This window comes from Parasphingorhabdus sp. (assembly GCF_036963805.1).
Taxonomy (GTDB): domain Bacteria; phylum Pseudomonadota; class Alphaproteobacteria; order Sphingomonadales; family Sphingomonadaceae; genus Parasphingorhabdus.
Genome location: NZ_JBALUN010000001.1, coordinates 172,724 through 187,838, shown reverse-complemented (window position 1 = coordinate 187,838; position 15,115 = coordinate 172,724). Strand labels below are relative to the sequence as shown.

Below are 15,115 nucleotides of genomic sequence, written 5' to 3'. Positions count from 1 at the left end.
CTCTATATAGACATGATGTATGTATTCATCATTTTCATCTGCGGGATCGGTAATTTCGCCATGCACAAGGCGATGATGGAAAGCGATCACCCCATGGTCAGCGAAGCGCGGGGAAGCTTTTCCAAACTTCTTGGCCCTTATGGCAGCTATATATTGGAATTCGCGATGCTTGCCGCTGCGCTAGTGTTTGCCAATATGGGCATGCTTACTGCGGTTATTTTTTACAGCATCTATACGCTGGCCAATGGTGCGGGCGCTTACGTCCTGTTTTCAAACAGACATTAAGTAGAATAGATACAACTCCTGTACCGCGCGCATAGACAATTGCAGCCCGCGTCCCTACATCCATCGGATGCCGCCAGATTACAGCACAAAGGGTCAGATTGATCCTCCGATGATCCCTACGCTTAAGCGTTTTCTGCCCTATCTTTGGCCAAAGGACGAACCCGCTCTGCGTTTGCGGATCATTGTCGCAGGATTTTTGGTACTTTGTGCCAAGGCCACCATATTATCCATGCCCTTCGCGTATAAGGCGATTATCGATGGCATGTCGAATGAAGCGCTGAATACAGAACTGACTGTATTACTGGCGCTTGTCGCAGCTTATGGGCTCGCGCGGTTCGGACAGGTGATGTTCGATAATATGCGTAACATCGTGTTTGAAAAGGTCGGGCAAGAGGCCGCCCGGCGCCTGGCGACCAATGTTTTCACCCATCTCCATAGCCTGTCCCTACGATTCCATCTGGGTCGCCGGACCGGCGAAATCACCAAGGTGATCGAACGCGGGACAAAAAGCATTGATGTGATGCTTTATTTCCTGCTGTTCAATATCGCGCCCACCATAGTCGAGCTGGCCGCCGTGTTGATCATATTCCAAGTTAAATTCGGCTTTGGGCTGGTCGCCGCGACAATGGCGATGGTAGCCATTTATATCATCTATACCCGCAAGGTGACAGACTGGCGCAATGCTCTGCGCGCGCAGATGAACGACATGGACACACGCGTGATTGGTCGCTCTGTCGATGCGCTGCTCAATTATGAGACTGTCAAATATTTTACCGCCGAAGAGCGCGAAAGCAAACGCTATGATAAGGCGATGCGCGATTGGGCCAGTGCTGCGGTAAAATCCGAAAATTCGCTCGGCCTGCTAAATATTGGCCAATCGGTCATTACCAATTTGACGATGATCGGGGCCATGGCCTTTTCTGTCTATGGCTGGAAACAGGGCGATTTAACGGTCGGTGATCTGGTGCTGGTTAACGCGCTGCTTATGCAGCTATTTCGGCCGCTCGACATGCTGGGCATGGTATATCGCACGATCCGTCAGGGCCTTGTGGATATGGATGCGATGTTCAAGCTGATCGACACCAAGCAAGAGATTTTCGACAAACCGGGAGCGACAGCACTACGCGTATCCGACGGCGTGGTGGAATTTGAAAATGTCGTGTTCAACTATGACGATGATCGCCGGATTTTGCATGGCCTGGACTTTAAAGTCCCGCATGACGGCACGCTGGCCATTGTGGGTCCATCCGGCGCAGGCAAATCAACCATCGCGCGGCTCTTGTTCCGTTTCTATGATCCACAGGCCGGAAGGATATTAATCGACGGTCAGGTCATATCGGAAGTCACCCAGAACAGCCTGCGCGGGGCCATCGGCATTGTTCCGCAGGACAGCGTGCTGTTCAACGACACGATCGGCTATAATATCGGTTATGGCCGCGAAGGTGCATCGCAAGCGGAAATCGAAGAGGCCGCACGGGGCGCTGCACTGGATGGTTTCATTGCCAAGCTGCCCGACGGTTATGATACGCAGGTCGGTGAACGCGGCCTCAAATTATCGGGCGGCGAGAAACAGCGTGTGGCCATTGCCCGCACGTTACTGAAAAACCCGCCTGTCCTGATATTGGATGAAGCGACATCGGCGCTCGACAGCCGCACCGAGGATGAAATTCAGTCGACATTGGCAAAAATATCGGAGCGGCGGACGACGTTGATCATCGCGCACCGGCTATCGACGATCACCCATGCGGATGAGATTATCGTGCTCAACGAAGGCCGGATTGCCGAACGCGGCAGCCACCGGCAATTATTGGTCAAACGCGGGCTATATGCCGACATGTGGAAACGGCAGGCCGAGGACCGGCAACTGGAAGAAATTTAAGCGCAGCGATGGTTGCCCTATCTATTGGACGCCATCTATTCGGCGTCCAGTTGCCGCCATGCCAGATCAGCAAATTCGCACAATAAGGGCCGGGTTTCGCGCGGATCGATAATATCCTCTACGCTAAACTGTTCTGCGGTTCGAAAGGGTGATGTCACCAGATTAAGCTTCGCCTTTATCTCTTCCAGCCGCGCCGCAGGATTTTCTGATGCCTCGATATCCGCCTTATAGGCCACTTCCAGCCCGCCCGCGATGGGCAGCGATCCCCAGTCGCCGCTCGGCCATGCAAAGCGATATTGGAAATTTTCGGCGTTAGACATGGCGCTTCCCGCAATCCCGTAAGCGCGGCGGACAATGACGCTGGCCCAAGGGACGGTCGCCTTATAGACCGCGTTCATCGCCTGCACACCGTAACGGATTGTGCCAGTGCGTTCGGCCTCCTCGCCAATCATGAAACCGGGGTTATCGACCAGATGGACGACCGGTAGCCGAAACTGGTTCGCCAATTTCACAAAGCGTTCGACCTTTTCCGATGATTTGGCTTCCCAGCTTCCACCCAGAAAACTGGGATCATTCGCCAATACAGCCACCGGATAGCCATCCAGCCGTGCAAAGGCGGTAATCGCTGCTCGGCCCCAGCGTTTGCCCATTTCAAAGACGGTGCCTTTGTCGAACACTACATCCATGATCTTGCGCATGGAATAGACTTCTTTGTCGCCGCGCGGAACCGCAGAGAGCAAGCCATTGTCGCGGCGACCAGCAGGATCACCGTTCATCACCCGAGCGGCGCGTTGATTGATATTGCTGGGCAAATAGGACAGAAATCTACGCGCCGTGGCAAAGGCCTCGGCCTCGCTGGCCACCTCCTCATCCACGACACCGTTGCGGGTATGGATTTCGCTGCCGCCCAATTCTTCCTTGGTAAGACTATCACCAATGGCGGCTGCAACAGCGGGACCGGCAGCAAATAATTGCGACAGCCCGCGCACCATGATGGAGTAATGACTCGCCACCGTGCGCGCCGCGCCCATTCCCGCCGTCGGCCCCAACGCGAGAGCGACGACTGGAACAGTCTCCTGATTCTTGATAATATCGCCCCAGCCGGGAACCGCCGGGACATAGGTGAACCCCATATCCTCCAGCGATTTTACCGATCCGCCGCCGCCGGTGCCGTCGATCATCCGGATCATCGGAATGCTTAGCGTATGAGCCATTTTCTCGCATTGCACGAACTTGCGGTGCAGCGCCGCATCCGCCGCCCCGCCACGCACTGTAAAATCATCCGCAGAGGCGACCACCGGCCGGCCTTCAATATTGGCACGGCCAAAAATCAGATTACTCGGCGCGAAGTCTTCAAACTCTCCCTTGTCATTATAACTGCCGCGTCCGGCAATTTTGCCAATTTCCCGAAAAGACCGCTCATCGACAAGAGCCGCAATGCGAGCCCGCGCATCCAGCTTGCCGCGCCCATGCTGGCGAGAGACTTTTTCCTCGCCGCCCATTTTTTCTGCAAGACGCTCACGCTCGTGCAGTTCTTCGATTTCCGGTTTCCATGTCATGCGAAGGGTTTAACCGAGTGATTAAGCAAGGGGAAGCGGGAATTGCTGTGCCCTGTAAATCAGGAGTCTGATAACCAGTTCGTCACCCTGAATTGATGGTCGTCATCCTGAACTTATGGCCGTCATCCTGAACTTGTTTCAGGATCTCCCATAGTTGCGTAATTAGATCCTGAGCCGAAGGCCATCGCAGATAAACAAGTTCAGGATGACGAGTGACGATAAATGCTCAGAAAACCGACTATTCCAACACTCCCCCAATTCACCCTTATCATTTGACGGCGAAGGGCTTATATAGCTCAATATAGTGGCCCTTCTGACAAGAGTAAATATAGAGCAAATATCATGACAGCCGATAATCCCTCCCTGCGTCCGTGGCGCGATATTGAACGCCGCAAGAGCCGCCAGATCATGGTCGGCGACGTGCCGGTGGGCGGGGATGCGCCAATTACCGTGCAGACCATGACCAACACATTGACCAGCGATGCCAAGGCGACAATCGATCAAATCCGCCGCTGTGAAGAGGCAGGAGCGGACCTTATCCGCGTGTCTTGCCCCGATGTGGAAAGCACCGCAGCGCTCAAGCAAATTGTCCGCGCTAGCCGCGTACCGATTATCGCGGACATTCACTTCCATTATAAACGCGCATTGGAAGCCGCCGACGCTGGCGCCGCCTGCTTGCGGATTAATCCCGGCAATATCGGTAGCGAAGCGCGGGTCAAAGAGGTGGTTGATGCCGCCAAATCCAATGGCTGCGCCATCCGCATCGGCGTGAATGGCGGTAGCCTCGAAAAAGACCTACTCGAAAAATATGGCGAACCCTGTCCCGATGCACTGGTCGAAAGTGCGCTAGACCATATCAAGCTGCTGCAGGATCAGGATTTCCACGAATATAAGGTTGCCGTGAAGGCCAGTGATCTGTTCCTTGCTGTGGCTGCCTATACGCAATTGGCGGAAGCCGTCGATTGCCCGCTGCATCTCGGCATTACCGAGGCTGGCGGTCTGATCGGCGGCACGGTGAAAAGTTCCATCGGCATGGGCAATCTGCTCTGGTCCGGCATTGGCGACACCATCCGCGTGAGCCTGTCAGCCGAACCGGAAGAAGAAGTGCGCGTCGGCTATGAAATGCTCAAGGCATTGGGCCTGCGAACCCGCGGCGTGCGTGTGGTGTCCTGCCCATCTTGCGCGCGCCAAGGCTTTGACGTAATCCGCACCGTGCAGACGCTGGAAGAACGGCTACAGCATATCCGCACACCATTATCGCTCTCCATCCTCGGCTGCGTCGTCAACGGCCCCGGCGAAGCACGCGAAACCGATATCGGCATTACCGGCGGCGGGGCAGGCAAACATATGGTTTATCTGTCCGGTGTCACCGACCATCATGTTACGGATAACGATATGGTCAATCATATTGTGAAGCTGGTCGAGGCCAAGGCAGCAGAGATTGAGGCAGATACTGCGCAGGTTGAGGCCGCTGAATAGGTTGAAGTCGGGGAATAAAATCAAAGCTCGTCATCCTGAACTTGTTTCAGGATGACGAATGCGACTACCAAGTCGGACAGGAAGTCTGGAATTTATGACAAAAACACTTTTCGGTTTCGCCAAAATCTCTCCCAAACCAGAATTTTATACCGATGCGCAGGACGCTATTTTAGATATTGTGGACATCACCCGCGCAGAGCCGGGCTGCATCCAGTTCATTGTCTTGGCCGATACGGATCAAGGCGATATTTTCCTGTTCGAAGAATGGCAGGACGAGGATGCTTTGAAGCAGCATCATGCCAAGCCCTATACCAAAGCGGTGATGGAAAATTATGACCATTGGCTGGCCCAGCCGTTGCGCTTTGACACTATGGCAAAGCTTAGATGAAATATTTTATCTTTGCCTTGGGGGTGTTGCTCGCTGTGCCGTCTTTTGCAACCGTAAGCGGTGACAATTTGCAGGCCGAACATCCCGAGGCCAAGCCCTTTAAGAAATCATCCAAAGCCTCCGAAGATCTCGATATCGCTTTGGCACGGGCCGCCGCGACCAATAAGCGCGTGTTGCTGGTCATGGGCGCAAACTGGTGCCACGACAGCCGCGGGCTGGCTGGATGGTTTTCCCAGCCGCGTTTTGCGGACATGCTCTCGTCCAAATATGAGACCGTCTATGTCGATGTCGGCCACCGGGATCGCAATATTGATATTGCGCAGCGTTTTGGAATTGAGGCGATTACCGGCACGCCAACGGTTTTGGTACTTGATCCGCAAGGCACATTGCTAAACCCTGCTTCCGCGCCTAGTTGGCGTAACGCCGCAAGCCGTGACGAAGAGGATATCTTCGTCTACTTCGATCAATTCACACCTGAACTATAGCCATAGATCAGACACTAAATGGGCCAAAAATAAAATGAGAAAGCAGGTGCCGCGCGCTTTGATCTATATTTTAATTGCCCTTGGGCTGATAATTTTGGCACTCACCCTCATGCCGCTCAAGCTGGCAGTCAGCATGGCTGGGTTGGAAAATTCCAAATTTTCTGCGCGGGAGATCAGTGGCAGCATTTGGAACGGACGCATCGAACAGGCACAGCTTGGGCCTTTTGCCCTCGGTGATCTGGACGCAGCCGTGCATCTTTTTCCCTTGCTTACCGGCAAAGTGAAGATGGATCTGGAGCGACCAGCTGTTGCAGGAGATACCGGCCTGACGGCGACCATTGGCAAACAAGGCAATAGCCTGATTGTCGAAAATGCAACCACGACATTGAGCGTTGGCCAGCAACTGGCCCCGCTTCCCGCTTCCAATATCCAATTGGATGATGTCAGCGTCGCCTTCGGTGGTGGGCGCTGTCAGTCTGCTAGCGGGAAAGTTCGGCTATCGCTGGATGCCAATATTCCGGGGCTGGATTTGAAACAGGGCTTGCTCGGTAATGCGGTATGCGAAGACGGCGTGCTTGTGCTGCCACTAAACAGTGGGTCCGGCATGGAAGAGCTGACGATGAAACTGGAAGGCAATGGTTTTTACACCGCGCGGCTGTTCCTGAACGGAAGTGAACGGGCGTGGACATTGCTGTTACCAACATTAGGTTTTCAAAAAGTGCCCAGCGGCTACGCCATTAAAGTGGCGGGACAGCTGGGTCAAAAGAGGTAGTATATGAGTAAAGCTGTGAAATTTTCCATTCTTGATCTGTCGCCAGTACTGCAGGGCGCGGACGTCCGAAACGCGCTTGACCGTTCGCTCGCGCTCGCGCAACATGGCGAAGCCTTGGGCTTTGAACGGTTCTGGATGGCCGAACATCATGGCATGGTCGGAATTGCCAGCGCGGCCACATCGGTTGCGCTCGCCCATATCGGCGGCGGCACAAAAACCATTCGTATTGGTGCTGGCGGGATCATGCTGCCCAATCATGCACCGATGATGATTGCCGAGCAATTCGGAACATTGGAAGCGCTTTTCCCAGGACGTATAGACTTGGGACTTGGCCGCGCACCGGGATCGGATCAACGGGTGGCTCAGGCCCTGCGGCGTAACCTCAATACCGACGCGAACGAATTTCCGCGCGATGTTCTCGAACTGCAAGCATTTCTGGAAGGTGACGAACGTCTGGGCATTCTGGCGACACCCGGCGCGGGCACAAAAATTCCGCTCTATATATTGGGTAGCAGCCTGTTCGGTGCGCAGCTCGCCGCAGCCTTGGGTCTGCCCTATGCCTTTGCCTCGCATTTCGCTCCGCAAGCCCTGGATGAAGCGCTGGCGATTTACCGCCGCGATTTTAAACCCTCGGCCCAATTGTCAGAGCCGTACGCCATGTGCGGCTTTAACATATTTGCCGCCGACAGCGATGACGAAGCGGAATATCTCGCGACATCCATGATGCAAAGTTTCGTGGCTCTTCGGACCGGCACTCCGGGGAAATTGGCGCCGCCAGTCAAAGGCTATCGTGAGAACCTACCGCCGCAAGCGCAATCCATGCTGGCCAAAACCATGCAAGCCAGCGCCATCGGATCCCCCGATACCGTGCTCAGCAGCGTGCGCGCATTTCTCGACCGCACACAGGCGGACGAACTGATCATCACCGGATCAATCTTTGATCAGGTCGCGCGTGACAAATCCTATAGCCTTGCCGCCGAAGTCCGGGACTTGATTGCTGCTTGAAACGTGGGCGTAAAATACTGACCTAAAATGCGGAAAATGGCTTATCCTTGTCCACCCGCACATCCTGCGGAAGGCCAAGCACCCGTTCGGCAATAATATTTTTCAGGATCTCATCCGTGCCGCCGGCAATACGAAGACCGGGCGCCCATAAAAAGCTTTCCTGAAAAATCGCATCTGCCGGGGCGTGGTCCTTGTCGGAAATAATACCGTAATGGTCCTGCATCTCGATCGCGCTGTTGCAAATATCCTGCAGATGATTGGCAGAGATAACCTTACCGATGGAATTTTCCGGTCCCGGTGTCTCACCTTTTGACAAGGCTGTCTGGGTACGGAATTTGGTCAGCTTATATCCCTGCGCCGCGACATACCAATCCGCCAGCTTCGTGCGAAATGCAGCATCGCTCATCGAACCGGACGAACGCGCATAATCCATAATCTCCGCCCAGTCCGGTCCGGGAGAACCGCCCACCGCCAGCCGTTCGTTCATCAGCGTGACGAGCGCCACTTTCCAGCCCATGCCGGGTTCACCCAGCCGGTCGCTGTCGGGAATTCGCACATCGGTAAAATAAACCTCGTTAAACTCACTGCCCCCCGAAGCCTGATGGATCGGGCGGACATCGACGCCTTCTTGCTTCATGTCGACGATGAACATGGTCAGGCCCTTATGCTTGGGCACATCGGGATCAGTGCGGACCAGCACGATGCCATAGTCCGAATAATGGGCACCGGATGTCCAGACTTTCTGGCCATTAATCACCCAATCATCGCCGTCTTTGACCGCTTTGGTTTTCAGGCCCGCGACATCGGACCCCGCAGCGGGTTCAGAGAAAAGCTGGCACCATATTTCCTCACCGAACAGCGCTTTTTGTACATAACGTTTTTTATGCGCGTCAGACCCGAAAGCAATGACGGTCGGCACGCACATGCCCAGCCCAATGGCAAAGGGGGCGGTCGGCGCATCAAATTTGCCTTCTTCCTGATTCCATATGACCTGCTGCATGGTAGAGCCGCCGCGCCCGCCCATTTCCTCCGGCCATGTTATTTGGGCGAAGCGGTTTTCAGCTTTCACCTTCTGCCACTGTTTGGCGCGCTTCAGAAAATCGGCACGATCGCCGGACCGCAATCCCTGCGCCTTTTTGGGTTCCAGATGCTGGCTCAGGAAAGCGTTGGCTTCTGTGCGAAATTCCGCTTCTTCGGGTGAGTCGTTAAAATCCATTGCTGTGGCCCTTTTTCTAAAACTTCTTCCTAAAGCGTCATCCCCGAACGTCATCCTGAACTTGTTTCAGGATCTCCTCGAAGGAGCGCCAAACCCGCCTAGATCCTGAAACAAGTTCAGGATGACGAGTATTTTCCCGGTTAAGCCGCGTTTTTGGCTTCCAGCGCGCAAACAAGCTTCTCTTTCCAAACCGCCGGACTGCCTGCCTGCACCGCCAGCAATTTCGCGCGGCGATAATAGAGGTGGCAGTCCACCTCCCACGTAAAGCCCATGCCGCCATGGGTTTGAATATTTTCCTTGCTCGCAAACCAGAAGGCTTCCGATGCAGCGACCCGCGCCGCCGCTGCCGCTTGCGGCAATTCCGCCGCGTCGGTTGATAGCGCCCATGCCCCGTAATAAGCATTTGAACGCGCCACTTCATTTTTCACATATATATCGGCCAGCTTATGCTTGATCGCCTGATTACCACCAATGGGTCGACCAAAAGCATGGCGTTCCTTCGCATATGCAATGGCCATTTCCAGACAGCGCGACGCGCCGCCGAGTTGTTCGAAAGCCAGCAACACCGCCCCGCGGTCCATGACCTTGTCGAGCACAGCCATGCCATTGCCACTATCATTACCCAATCTAACCGCCGATGCGCCGGTGAAAATAATCTCGGCATGGCTGCGGGTAGGCTCAATGGTCTTCAGGGATTTGCGCGAAACCCCATCCTGATCTAGCGCCACTATATAAAGGCCCGCACCGCTAACCTCTTTTGCAAGTACGGCGGCATGGGTTGCAATATCTCCATCGGTAACCGGCACTTTAGTGCCCGACAGAGTGCTATCCTTGGCAGTCGTCTGAACAGAAGAAGCGGACAGCGCACCGGGGCCTTCGGTGGTCGCCAAACATCCGACAATGCTGCCATCGGCCACTTTAGGCAGCCATTCGGCTTTCTGTTCCTCGGTTCCCGCCAGCTTGATCGCTTCTGCAAAAAAATAGGCCGAGGAGCCGAAAGGCACAGGTGCGAGCACCCTGCCCAATTCCTCTGCAATGACACAAAGTTCCAACATGCCAAGGCCTAGCCCGCCAAATTCCTCTGGAATCGCAGCGCCTAGCCAGCCCATGTCGATAATTTTCTGCCAGACCTCGTCATTATGACTCATCGCATCGTCATCAAGGACCGCACGAACATGCGCGCTGGTACACTGGGCCTCAAGAAATTTGCGCGCTTCATCGCGCAGGAATTTCTGATCATCAGAAAAATCAAAGTTCAATCTACCAGCTCCTAAATTTTTATTTTTATAACAGCGAATCGGATCACCAAACCATGGAGAGAATAGGCCCCATGAAAGTTAATCAGTCAATTAAATTCCATATCGAGCATTCAGCGCTTTCCTACATATAACCAAATAGGTTACTTCATTATCTCCCCTGCTTCCCATCAAAGGTAATGATGATGACTATTGAACAGCTAATCGACAATGTAATCGCGATCGAAGGCAATTATTCCAACCATCCGGCGGATCGCGGTGGGCCCACCCGCTGGGGCATCACCGAGGCAGTGGCGCGCAGCAATGGCTATGCCGGTGAAATGCGTCATTTTCCGCATCACCAGGCGGTCGCCATATATAAGCGCAACTATTGGCAGCACCCCGGCTTTGACAAGATTAACGAGCATGCACCGCGATTGGCTGAAGAATTATTCGATACCGGCATCAATATGGGATCGCCTGTTGCAATCGGCTTTTTGCAACGGGCCCTTAACGCGCTGAATCGCAATGGTCAGGATTTTTCTGACATTAAAGTAGACCGCAAGATCGGGCCGGCAACTGTCGGCGCCCTTAAACAGATTCTGACAAAGCGCGGCAAAAGCGGCGAAACGGTGCTGCTAAAAGCCGTCGAAGCCTTGCAAGGCGAACGCTATATAAAACTTGCCGAACAGCGCCCTGCCAATGAAGCCTTTCTGTACGGCTGGCTCGCAAATCGCATCAGCTGAAACAGCTTTAGGCAGCTTTCCCGATTGCACCAAACCCGCCAGCGACAATTATGCCGGAAATTTAAAGTTCCTTGGTGTGAAGAATGCGAAGTTTACCCCACCCAATCAACCAATATTCCCGTAGAAAGACCGATATTATGTCCCCACTCTCTTCCCTTATCGATCCGATTTCAAAAATCATCGACAAGATTATTCCGGACAAACAAGCCCGCGAGCAGGCGAAACTGGAATTGTTAAAACTGGAAAATGGTCAGGAACTGGATCAAGTCCGTATCCAGATGTCAGCCATTTTGGCCGAAACCCAATCGGTTGATCCATGGACTAGCCGCGCGCGGCCCAGCTTTCTTTATGTCATGTACTTACTGCTCTTATGGTCGATACCCATGGGCCTGATTGCCGCCGTCCGGCCGCAAGTCGCTCTGAATATCGCCAGCGGGATGAACGCTTATCTCGCCGGCATTCCAGAACCCCTATATGCGTTATTTGGCACGGGATATCTTGGCTACACGGTCGCACGCCAGTGGGGAAAAAGCCGCAATGGCGATAAATAGCGCGCAAATCAGCCACGATTAAAACACCGAAACGGGATCCTTCACCACTTTTCCGAATGCTTTAACCATTTTTATCGTAAAAACAGCGGCGTTATAGGCGGTTTTTTATGAATATAAGATAAATAGTCTTGCCATAACGGCCCCTTTGCAGATAGAGGGAAAAGTCTAGTTCATTCCAAAGGGGATATTTAATGTCTAACGAAACAAGTTTCCGCAAAATGCTCGCTGTAGTCGGTGGCCTTGCGCTCGCAGTACCTGCTCTTTCTGCATGTGCTGAAAAAGCTGACGACGCTGCTGCAGTAGCTGAATGTGCTGCTGAAGTAGCTGACGATGCTGCTGCTGAAGCTGGCTGTGCCGCTGAAGAAGCTGGTTGTGCTGCTGCTGAAGCTGGCTGTGCTGCTGCTGAAGCTGTTGGTGATGCCGCAGAAGCTACCGGCGATGCCGCTGCAGCTGCTACAGACGCAGTTACCGAGTAAGCTTAGCTTATTTGGCATTGCAAAATGCATTAGAAAGGCTGTTTGAGCTTACGGGCCAAATAGCTAAAGAGGGCGTCTCGCTAGTACCCAGAGTGGTACCGGCAGACGCCCCTTTCGTTCAATATCAGCATTATCCGAAGGGCGACTGTGTTGCACCCGGCAACAAGTCTCGCTGGTTTTACCATGCGCACAAACCCCAGGAACGCGAGGAAGGCGAGCATGGCCATTTTCATATGTTCCTGCCGCTGGAATTGTTCAAAGGCATAAACGCCCTTCACGAACCTCCCAAAAAGCTGCCTAATGGCAAAGCCACCCAAGGCGTCGTCCATTTTGGCGCCCTTAGCTTTGGCATTGATGGCATGCCGCTCAGCTGGTTCACGACCAACTATTGGGTCACCTACGAATATTTTATGCCCGCCGATGCCATCGCATCACGGCTCAAGCATTTTTCCATGAAAAATGCGCCAGGCGACCCTCTCGTCAATGACTGGCTCACCGCCGCAGTAGAGGTTTTCCACGACCCGATTATCGATATGCTGAAACAGCGCGATAAATTGCTGGCTGAAAAAAAAGCCGAATTGGATGACGCGGTATTTTCTGATAAAACCGTTGAAATCATGTCCCGGATCGACTTTGATCTTTAAGGGGCCATCCCCTAAAATTACCATTCAAATTCTGGGATATGCAACCAAATAGTTCACCGCGCGTTGTGCAGGAAACCCATTCACCTATGGAGATTCTATGACCGACATTTTTTCCCGCTTGAAACAAGACCACGACAAACACCGGAAAATGCTGGATCACGTAGCCGACACGAGCGGCGATACCAAGGAACGCAGAGATTCGTTCGAGCAGTTGCGCATAGATGTTTCCGCCCATGCCAACGCCGAAGAACAGTCGCTATATGCTGAAATGCTTGCAGTGCCCGAGTTACAGGATAAAGGCCGCCATTCCGTCGCCGAGCATAAGGAAGCAGAAGATATTTTCGAAGAATTGGTCGACAAGGAATTTGACGATACCGGCTGGCTAACTCGTTTCAAGACGCTGAAGCACAAGCTGGAACACCATATGGAAGAAGAAGAAGATGAGATTTTCGCCGCCGCGAAGAAGGTATTGAGCAAAGAGCGGGCGAAAGAACTCACCATAATATTTGATGACCGTAAACCAGAGGAAAAACAGGAAGTCGCCTGACGCGCTGTCCGTTGTAAACGTCGGATATGTAGAAGGACTGCGGCTCTTGCAGTGCTCCTTCATTTATACCGGATTTACCCGAAATATCGGCATCGAATAAACTCCTCTGCCGATAAACCTGAAGAAATTTCTTTCCTACGAAGAACTTCCCTAGGCTATATTATCAATAATAGAAAAGGACCGAGTTTCCCAATTCCGCCCTTTTTTATTTGGTTTTGAGGTTATTTTCTGCAGGAATTTTCACATCTACAAGCATAAGGTTACGACCAAAAGCAACCATAGCCTAGGGATCGTAGCTAATGTGCTGGATGGTAACTTCGGCGCTGATGTACCCAACCGTAATTGGGTTAGCGAAACCGGCTCCACCTCTGGAAGACTAAGGCCGACAGTCCCAGAACCAAAGGTACGGTTCAACTGGCGACTGAGTTAGCTTGCGGAGAAATGCCCGCTGCCAACATGCTACGCAGGCACTGGGAGAAAGCCAGGATCGGTATGGGCCTCTAGGATGATGATTTATTTGTCTTCCACACAATGGACTTGTATCGGTTTTGCGCCGGTCACTTAACTTCATTAAGCCACCTTTGCTTCGAACGCCAGCGGGCTGATGCCACCCAGATATGAGTGCCGACGACGGCTGTTGTAGAAGCCGTTGATGTATTGGAAGATGGCTACCTCTGTTTCGCGTCTGGCTTGCCATTTATGCCGCCAGATTAGCTCGGCCTTCAGGCTTTTGAAGAACGTCTCAACCGAAGCATTGAAGCTCTTATATTTGTCAAGAGGTGGAAACTGGGTTTTTCTGCTTGCACAATTTGGCAAATATTTCCTGGACAATGTAGCGTTTGAGACATCGTATGATCTCGCTTTTGCTCTTTCCTTCCTTGATACGTTTGCTGACATAGGCAAGCGTTGGCGGGTGATTTCTCATTCTGACGATGGCGACACGGTAAAGGGCAGCATTAGCCTGTCGATTGCCGCCACGATTAAGTCTGAACCGATTGGTTTTGCCACTTGATGCCGGAATAGGGCAGACACCGCAGAGCTTGGCTAAAGCGGCCTCTGAGCGGATTCGGCTAGGTTCATCACCAACGAGGATAAGTATCTCCGCGACAGTCATTGTTGCGATCCCGTGCGATTCAAGCAACTGAGGCGCTGCTGCTTCTACCAGCATTTTCAACTGTCGATCATGCACCTGTATTTCCTCGTGCAGCATCAACCAGCGCCGAGCCAGCGCTTGCATCGCCGATTTAGCCGATGCTGTTGTCGATGATATGGGGCCGGGCCGGAAAGCCGCAATATGGCGGATCAGCACCACTTTACCCTTAATTTGATCAAGACTATCGCGTAAAGTCGCCGGTGCGTTGATGATCAACGTTTTGAGGGTTATCATTGCCTGCGACCTGCTTTTTACGGCAGTGTCGCGCGCGATCTTGAGATGACGGATCATCTCAGCCGAGCCGTTCTGGGTTTTTGGCTCGGCAATGGCTTGGCCGCTGAGAACGGACCGTGCAGCGCCCTCGGCGTCAAGGCTGTCGCTTTTTCCATGCTGATAACGCAACTGCCGATTGGGCCGTGTCACTTCTATTACACGATAATTCCGTGCGTGAAGATACCGCGATAGGCCGGCGCCGTATGAACCGGTTCCCTCTATTCCAAAGGCCTCGACCATGCCTATCGATGATGCCCATCCTTCAAGGGCGCTATAGCCTTTGGTATTTACTGGGGCGGAATAGGTGCCAAGCTTAACACCATGTAAATCAATGGCCACGGCAACATGGGTTGATTTATGGGTATCAACGCCGATAATGACGCCACTGATGTTGATATCGGTCATGTCCTGTCCTCTCTAAA

General features: G+C 53.1%; 16 protein-coding genes and 1 pseudogene. 12 read left to right on the top strand and 5 right to left on the bottom strand.

The genetic code is table 11. The features are described from left to right. Positions 1 to 12: 12 nt before the first annotated feature. Positions 13 to 285 carry a hypothetical protein gene (locus V7676_RS00935; RefSeq protein ID WP_335657782.1) on the top strand — a complete coding sequence of 91 codons (273 nt, stop codon included), beginning with the start codon at positions 13 to 15 and terminating at the stop codon, positions 283 to 285. A 67-nt stretch (positions 286 to 352) separates the two neighbouring features. Then, a complete protein-coding gene (locus V7676_RS00930) occupies positions 353 to 2,164 on the top strand; it encodes an ABCB family ABC transporter ATP-binding protein/permease (RefSeq protein ID WP_335657781.1) in 1,812 nt (603 codons plus the stop codon). Between the two features lie 35 nt (positions 2,165 to 2,199). Here the strand turns inward: V7676_RS00930 and V7676_RS00925 are convergent, their stop codons facing one another. Then, the gene (locus V7676_RS00925) at positions 2,200 to 3,723 is read right to left on the bottom strand and encodes an acyl-CoA carboxylase subunit beta (protein ID WP_335657780.1); all 1,524 of its coding nucleotides are present in this window, start codon (positions 3,721 to 3,723) and stop codon (positions 2,200 to 2,202) included. Between the two features lie 342 nt (positions 3,724 to 4,065). On the opposite strand from V7676_RS00925, the gene ispG reads away from it, so the two are divergent. The 5 genes from ispG to V7676_RS00900 all read left to right on the top strand — a co-directional run bounded on the left by ispG (position 4,066) and on the right by V7676_RS00900 (position 7,852). Next, the gene (gene ispG, locus V7676_RS00920) at positions 4,066 to 5,202 is read left to right on the top strand and encodes a flavodoxin-dependent (E)-4-hydroxy-3-methylbut-2-enyl-diphosphate synthase (protein ID WP_335657779.1); all 1,137 of its coding nucleotides are present in this window, start codon (positions 4,066 to 4,068) and stop codon (positions 5,200 to 5,202) included. Between the two features lie 94 nt (positions 5,203 to 5,296). Further along, positions 5,297 to 5,590 (top strand): putative quinol monooxygenase, encoded by a 294-nt coding sequence (locus tag V7676_RS00915; RefSeq protein WP_335657778.1) that lies wholly within the window; start codon positions 5,297 to 5,299, stop codon positions 5,588 to 5,590. Beyond that, positions 5,587 to 6,075 (top strand): thioredoxin family protein, encoded by a 489-nt coding sequence (locus V7676_RS00910; RefSeq protein WP_335657777.1) that lies wholly within the window; start codon positions 5,587 to 5,589, stop codon positions 6,073 to 6,075. Before V7676_RS00915 ends, V7676_RS00910 begins: the two co-directional genes overlap by 4 nt. A gap of 34 nt (positions 6,076 to 6,109) precedes the next feature. Continuing rightward, positions 6,110 to 6,847, top strand: coding sequence for a type II secretion system protein N (gene gspN, locus V7676_RS00905; RefSeq protein ID WP_335657776.1), 738 nt, complete (start codon positions 6,110 to 6,112; stop codon positions 6,845 to 6,847). Positions 6,848 to 6,850: 3 nt separating this feature from the next. Beyond that, positions 6,851 to 7,852: an LLM class flavin-dependent oxidoreductase gene (locus V7676_RS00900; RefSeq protein ID WP_335657775.1), complete on the top strand. Its 1,002-nt coding sequence runs from the start codon at positions 6,851 to 6,853 to the stop codon at positions 7,850 to 7,852. Between the two features lie 22 nt (positions 7,853 to 7,874). Here V7676_RS00900 and V7676_RS00895 read toward each other — a convergent pair whose 3' ends face one another. Next, the gene (locus tag V7676_RS00895; protein WP_335657774.1) at positions 7,875 to 9,068 is read right to left on the bottom strand and encodes an acyl-CoA dehydrogenase family protein; all 1,194 of its coding nucleotides are present in this window, start codon (positions 9,066 to 9,068) and stop codon (positions 7,875 to 7,877) included. 140 nt (positions 9,069 to 9,208) lie between these two features. Continuing rightward, positions 9,209 to 10,327 carry an acyl-CoA dehydrogenase family protein gene (locus V7676_RS00890; RefSeq protein WP_335657773.1) on the bottom strand — a complete coding sequence of 373 codons (1,119 nt, stop codon included), beginning with the start codon at positions 10,325 to 10,327 and terminating at the stop codon, positions 9,209 to 9,211. A gap of 182 nt (positions 10,328 to 10,509) precedes the next feature. On the opposite strand from V7676_RS00890, the gene V7676_RS00885 reads away from it, so the two are divergent. The 5 genes from V7676_RS00885 (at position 10,510) to V7676_RS00865 (ending at position 13,267) form a co-directional block, all read left to right on the top strand. Continuing rightward, on the top strand, positions 10,510 to 11,049 hold the full coding sequence (locus tag V7676_RS00885) for a glycoside hydrolase family 108 protein (RefSeq protein WP_335658874.1): 540 nt from the start codon (positions 10,510 to 10,512) through the stop codon (positions 11,047 to 11,049). Between the two features lie 137 nt (positions 11,050 to 11,186). Then, positions 11,187 to 11,600: a holin family protein gene (locus V7676_RS00880; RefSeq protein ID WP_335657772.1), complete on the top strand. Its 414-nt coding sequence runs from the start codon at positions 11,187 to 11,189 to the stop codon at positions 11,598 to 11,600. 191 nt (positions 11,601 to 11,791) lie between these two features. After that, on the top strand, positions 11,792 to 12,076 hold the full coding sequence (locus V7676_RS00875) for a hypothetical protein (RefSeq protein WP_335657771.1): 285 nt from the start codon (positions 11,792 to 11,794) through the stop codon (positions 12,074 to 12,076). An 11-nt stretch (positions 12,077 to 12,087) separates the two neighbouring features. Beyond that, the gene (locus V7676_RS00870; RefSeq protein WP_335657770.1) at positions 12,088 to 12,720 is read left to right on the top strand and encodes a DUF6969 family protein; all 633 of its coding nucleotides are present in this window, start codon (positions 12,088 to 12,090) and stop codon (positions 12,718 to 12,720) included. A gap of 97 nt (positions 12,721 to 12,817) precedes the next feature. Continuing rightward, on the top strand, positions 12,818 to 13,267 hold the full coding sequence (locus V7676_RS00865; RefSeq protein WP_335657769.1) for a hemerythrin domain-containing protein: 450 nt from the start codon (positions 12,818 to 12,820) through the stop codon (positions 13,265 to 13,267). A 570-nt stretch (positions 13,268 to 13,837) separates the two neighbouring features. Here the strand turns inward: V7676_RS00865 and V7676_RS00860 are convergent. Both V7676_RS00860 and V7676_RS00855 read right to left on the bottom strand, forming a co-directional pair. After that, a pseudogene (locus tag V7676_RS00860) lies at positions 13,838 to 14,023 on the bottom strand (IS3 family transposase); the annotation flags it as partial. A gap of 16 nt (positions 14,024 to 14,039) precedes the next feature. Then, positions 14,040 to 15,098, bottom strand: a complete 1,059-nt coding sequence (locus tag V7676_RS00855; RefSeq protein ID WP_335657768.1) for an IS110 family transposase — start codon at positions 15,096 to 15,098, stop codon at positions 14,040 to 14,042. Between the last annotated feature and the right edge of the window lie 17 nt (positions 15,099 to 15,115).

Bases quoted from the DNA above. Each gene is read 5' to 3' on its own strand.
- V7676_RS00910 (WP_335657777.1), top strand. From the start codon at position 5,587: ATGAAATATTTTATCTTTGCCTTGGGGGTGTTGCTCGCTGTGCCGTCT.
- ispG (WP_335657779.1), top strand. From the start codon at position 4,066: ATGACAGCCGATAATCCCTCCCTGCGTCCGTGGCGCGATATTGAACGC.
- V7676_RS00865 (WP_335657769.1), top strand. From the start codon at position 12,818: ATGACCGACATTTTTTCCCGCTTGAAACAAGACCACGACAAACACCGG.
- gspN (WP_335657776.1), top strand. From the start codon at position 6,110: ATGAGAAAGCAGGTGCCGCGCGCTTTGATCTATATTTTAATTGCCCTT.
- V7676_RS00895 (WP_335657774.1), bottom strand. From the start codon at position 9,068: ATGGATTTTAACGACTCACCCGAAGAAGCGGAATTTCGCACAGAAGCC.
- V7676_RS00855 (WP_335657768.1), bottom strand. From the start codon at position 15,098: ATGACCGATATCAACATCAGTGGCGTCATTATCGGCGTTGATACCCAT.
- V7676_RS00915 (WP_335657778.1), top strand. From the start codon at position 5,297: ATGACAAAAACACTTTTCGGTTTCGCCAAAATCTCTCCCAAACCAGAA.
- V7676_RS00875 (WP_335657771.1), top strand. From the start codon at position 11,792: ATGTCTAACGAAACAAGTTTCCGCAAAATGCTCGCTGTAGTCGGTGGC.
- V7676_RS00935 (WP_335657782.1), top strand. From the start codon at position 13: ATGATGTATGTATTCATCATTTTCATCTGCGGGATCGGTAATTTCGCC.
- V7676_RS00885 (WP_335658874.1), top strand. From the start codon at position 10,510: ATGACTATTGAACAGCTAATCGACAATGTAATCGCGATCGAAGGCAAT.
- V7676_RS00880 (WP_335657772.1), top strand. From the start codon at position 11,187: ATGTCCCCACTCTCTTCCCTTATCGATCCGATTTCAAAAATCATCGAC.
- V7676_RS00925 (WP_335657780.1), bottom strand. From the start codon at position 3,723: ATGACATGGAAACCGGAAATCGAAGAACTGCACGAGCGTGAGCGTCTT.
- V7676_RS00900 (WP_335657775.1), top strand. From the start codon at position 6,851: ATGAGTAAAGCTGTGAAATTTTCCATTCTTGATCTGTCGCCAGTACTG.
- V7676_RS00930 (WP_335657781.1), top strand. From the start codon at position 353: ATGCCGCCAGATTACAGCACAAAGGGTCAGATTGATCCTCCGATGATC.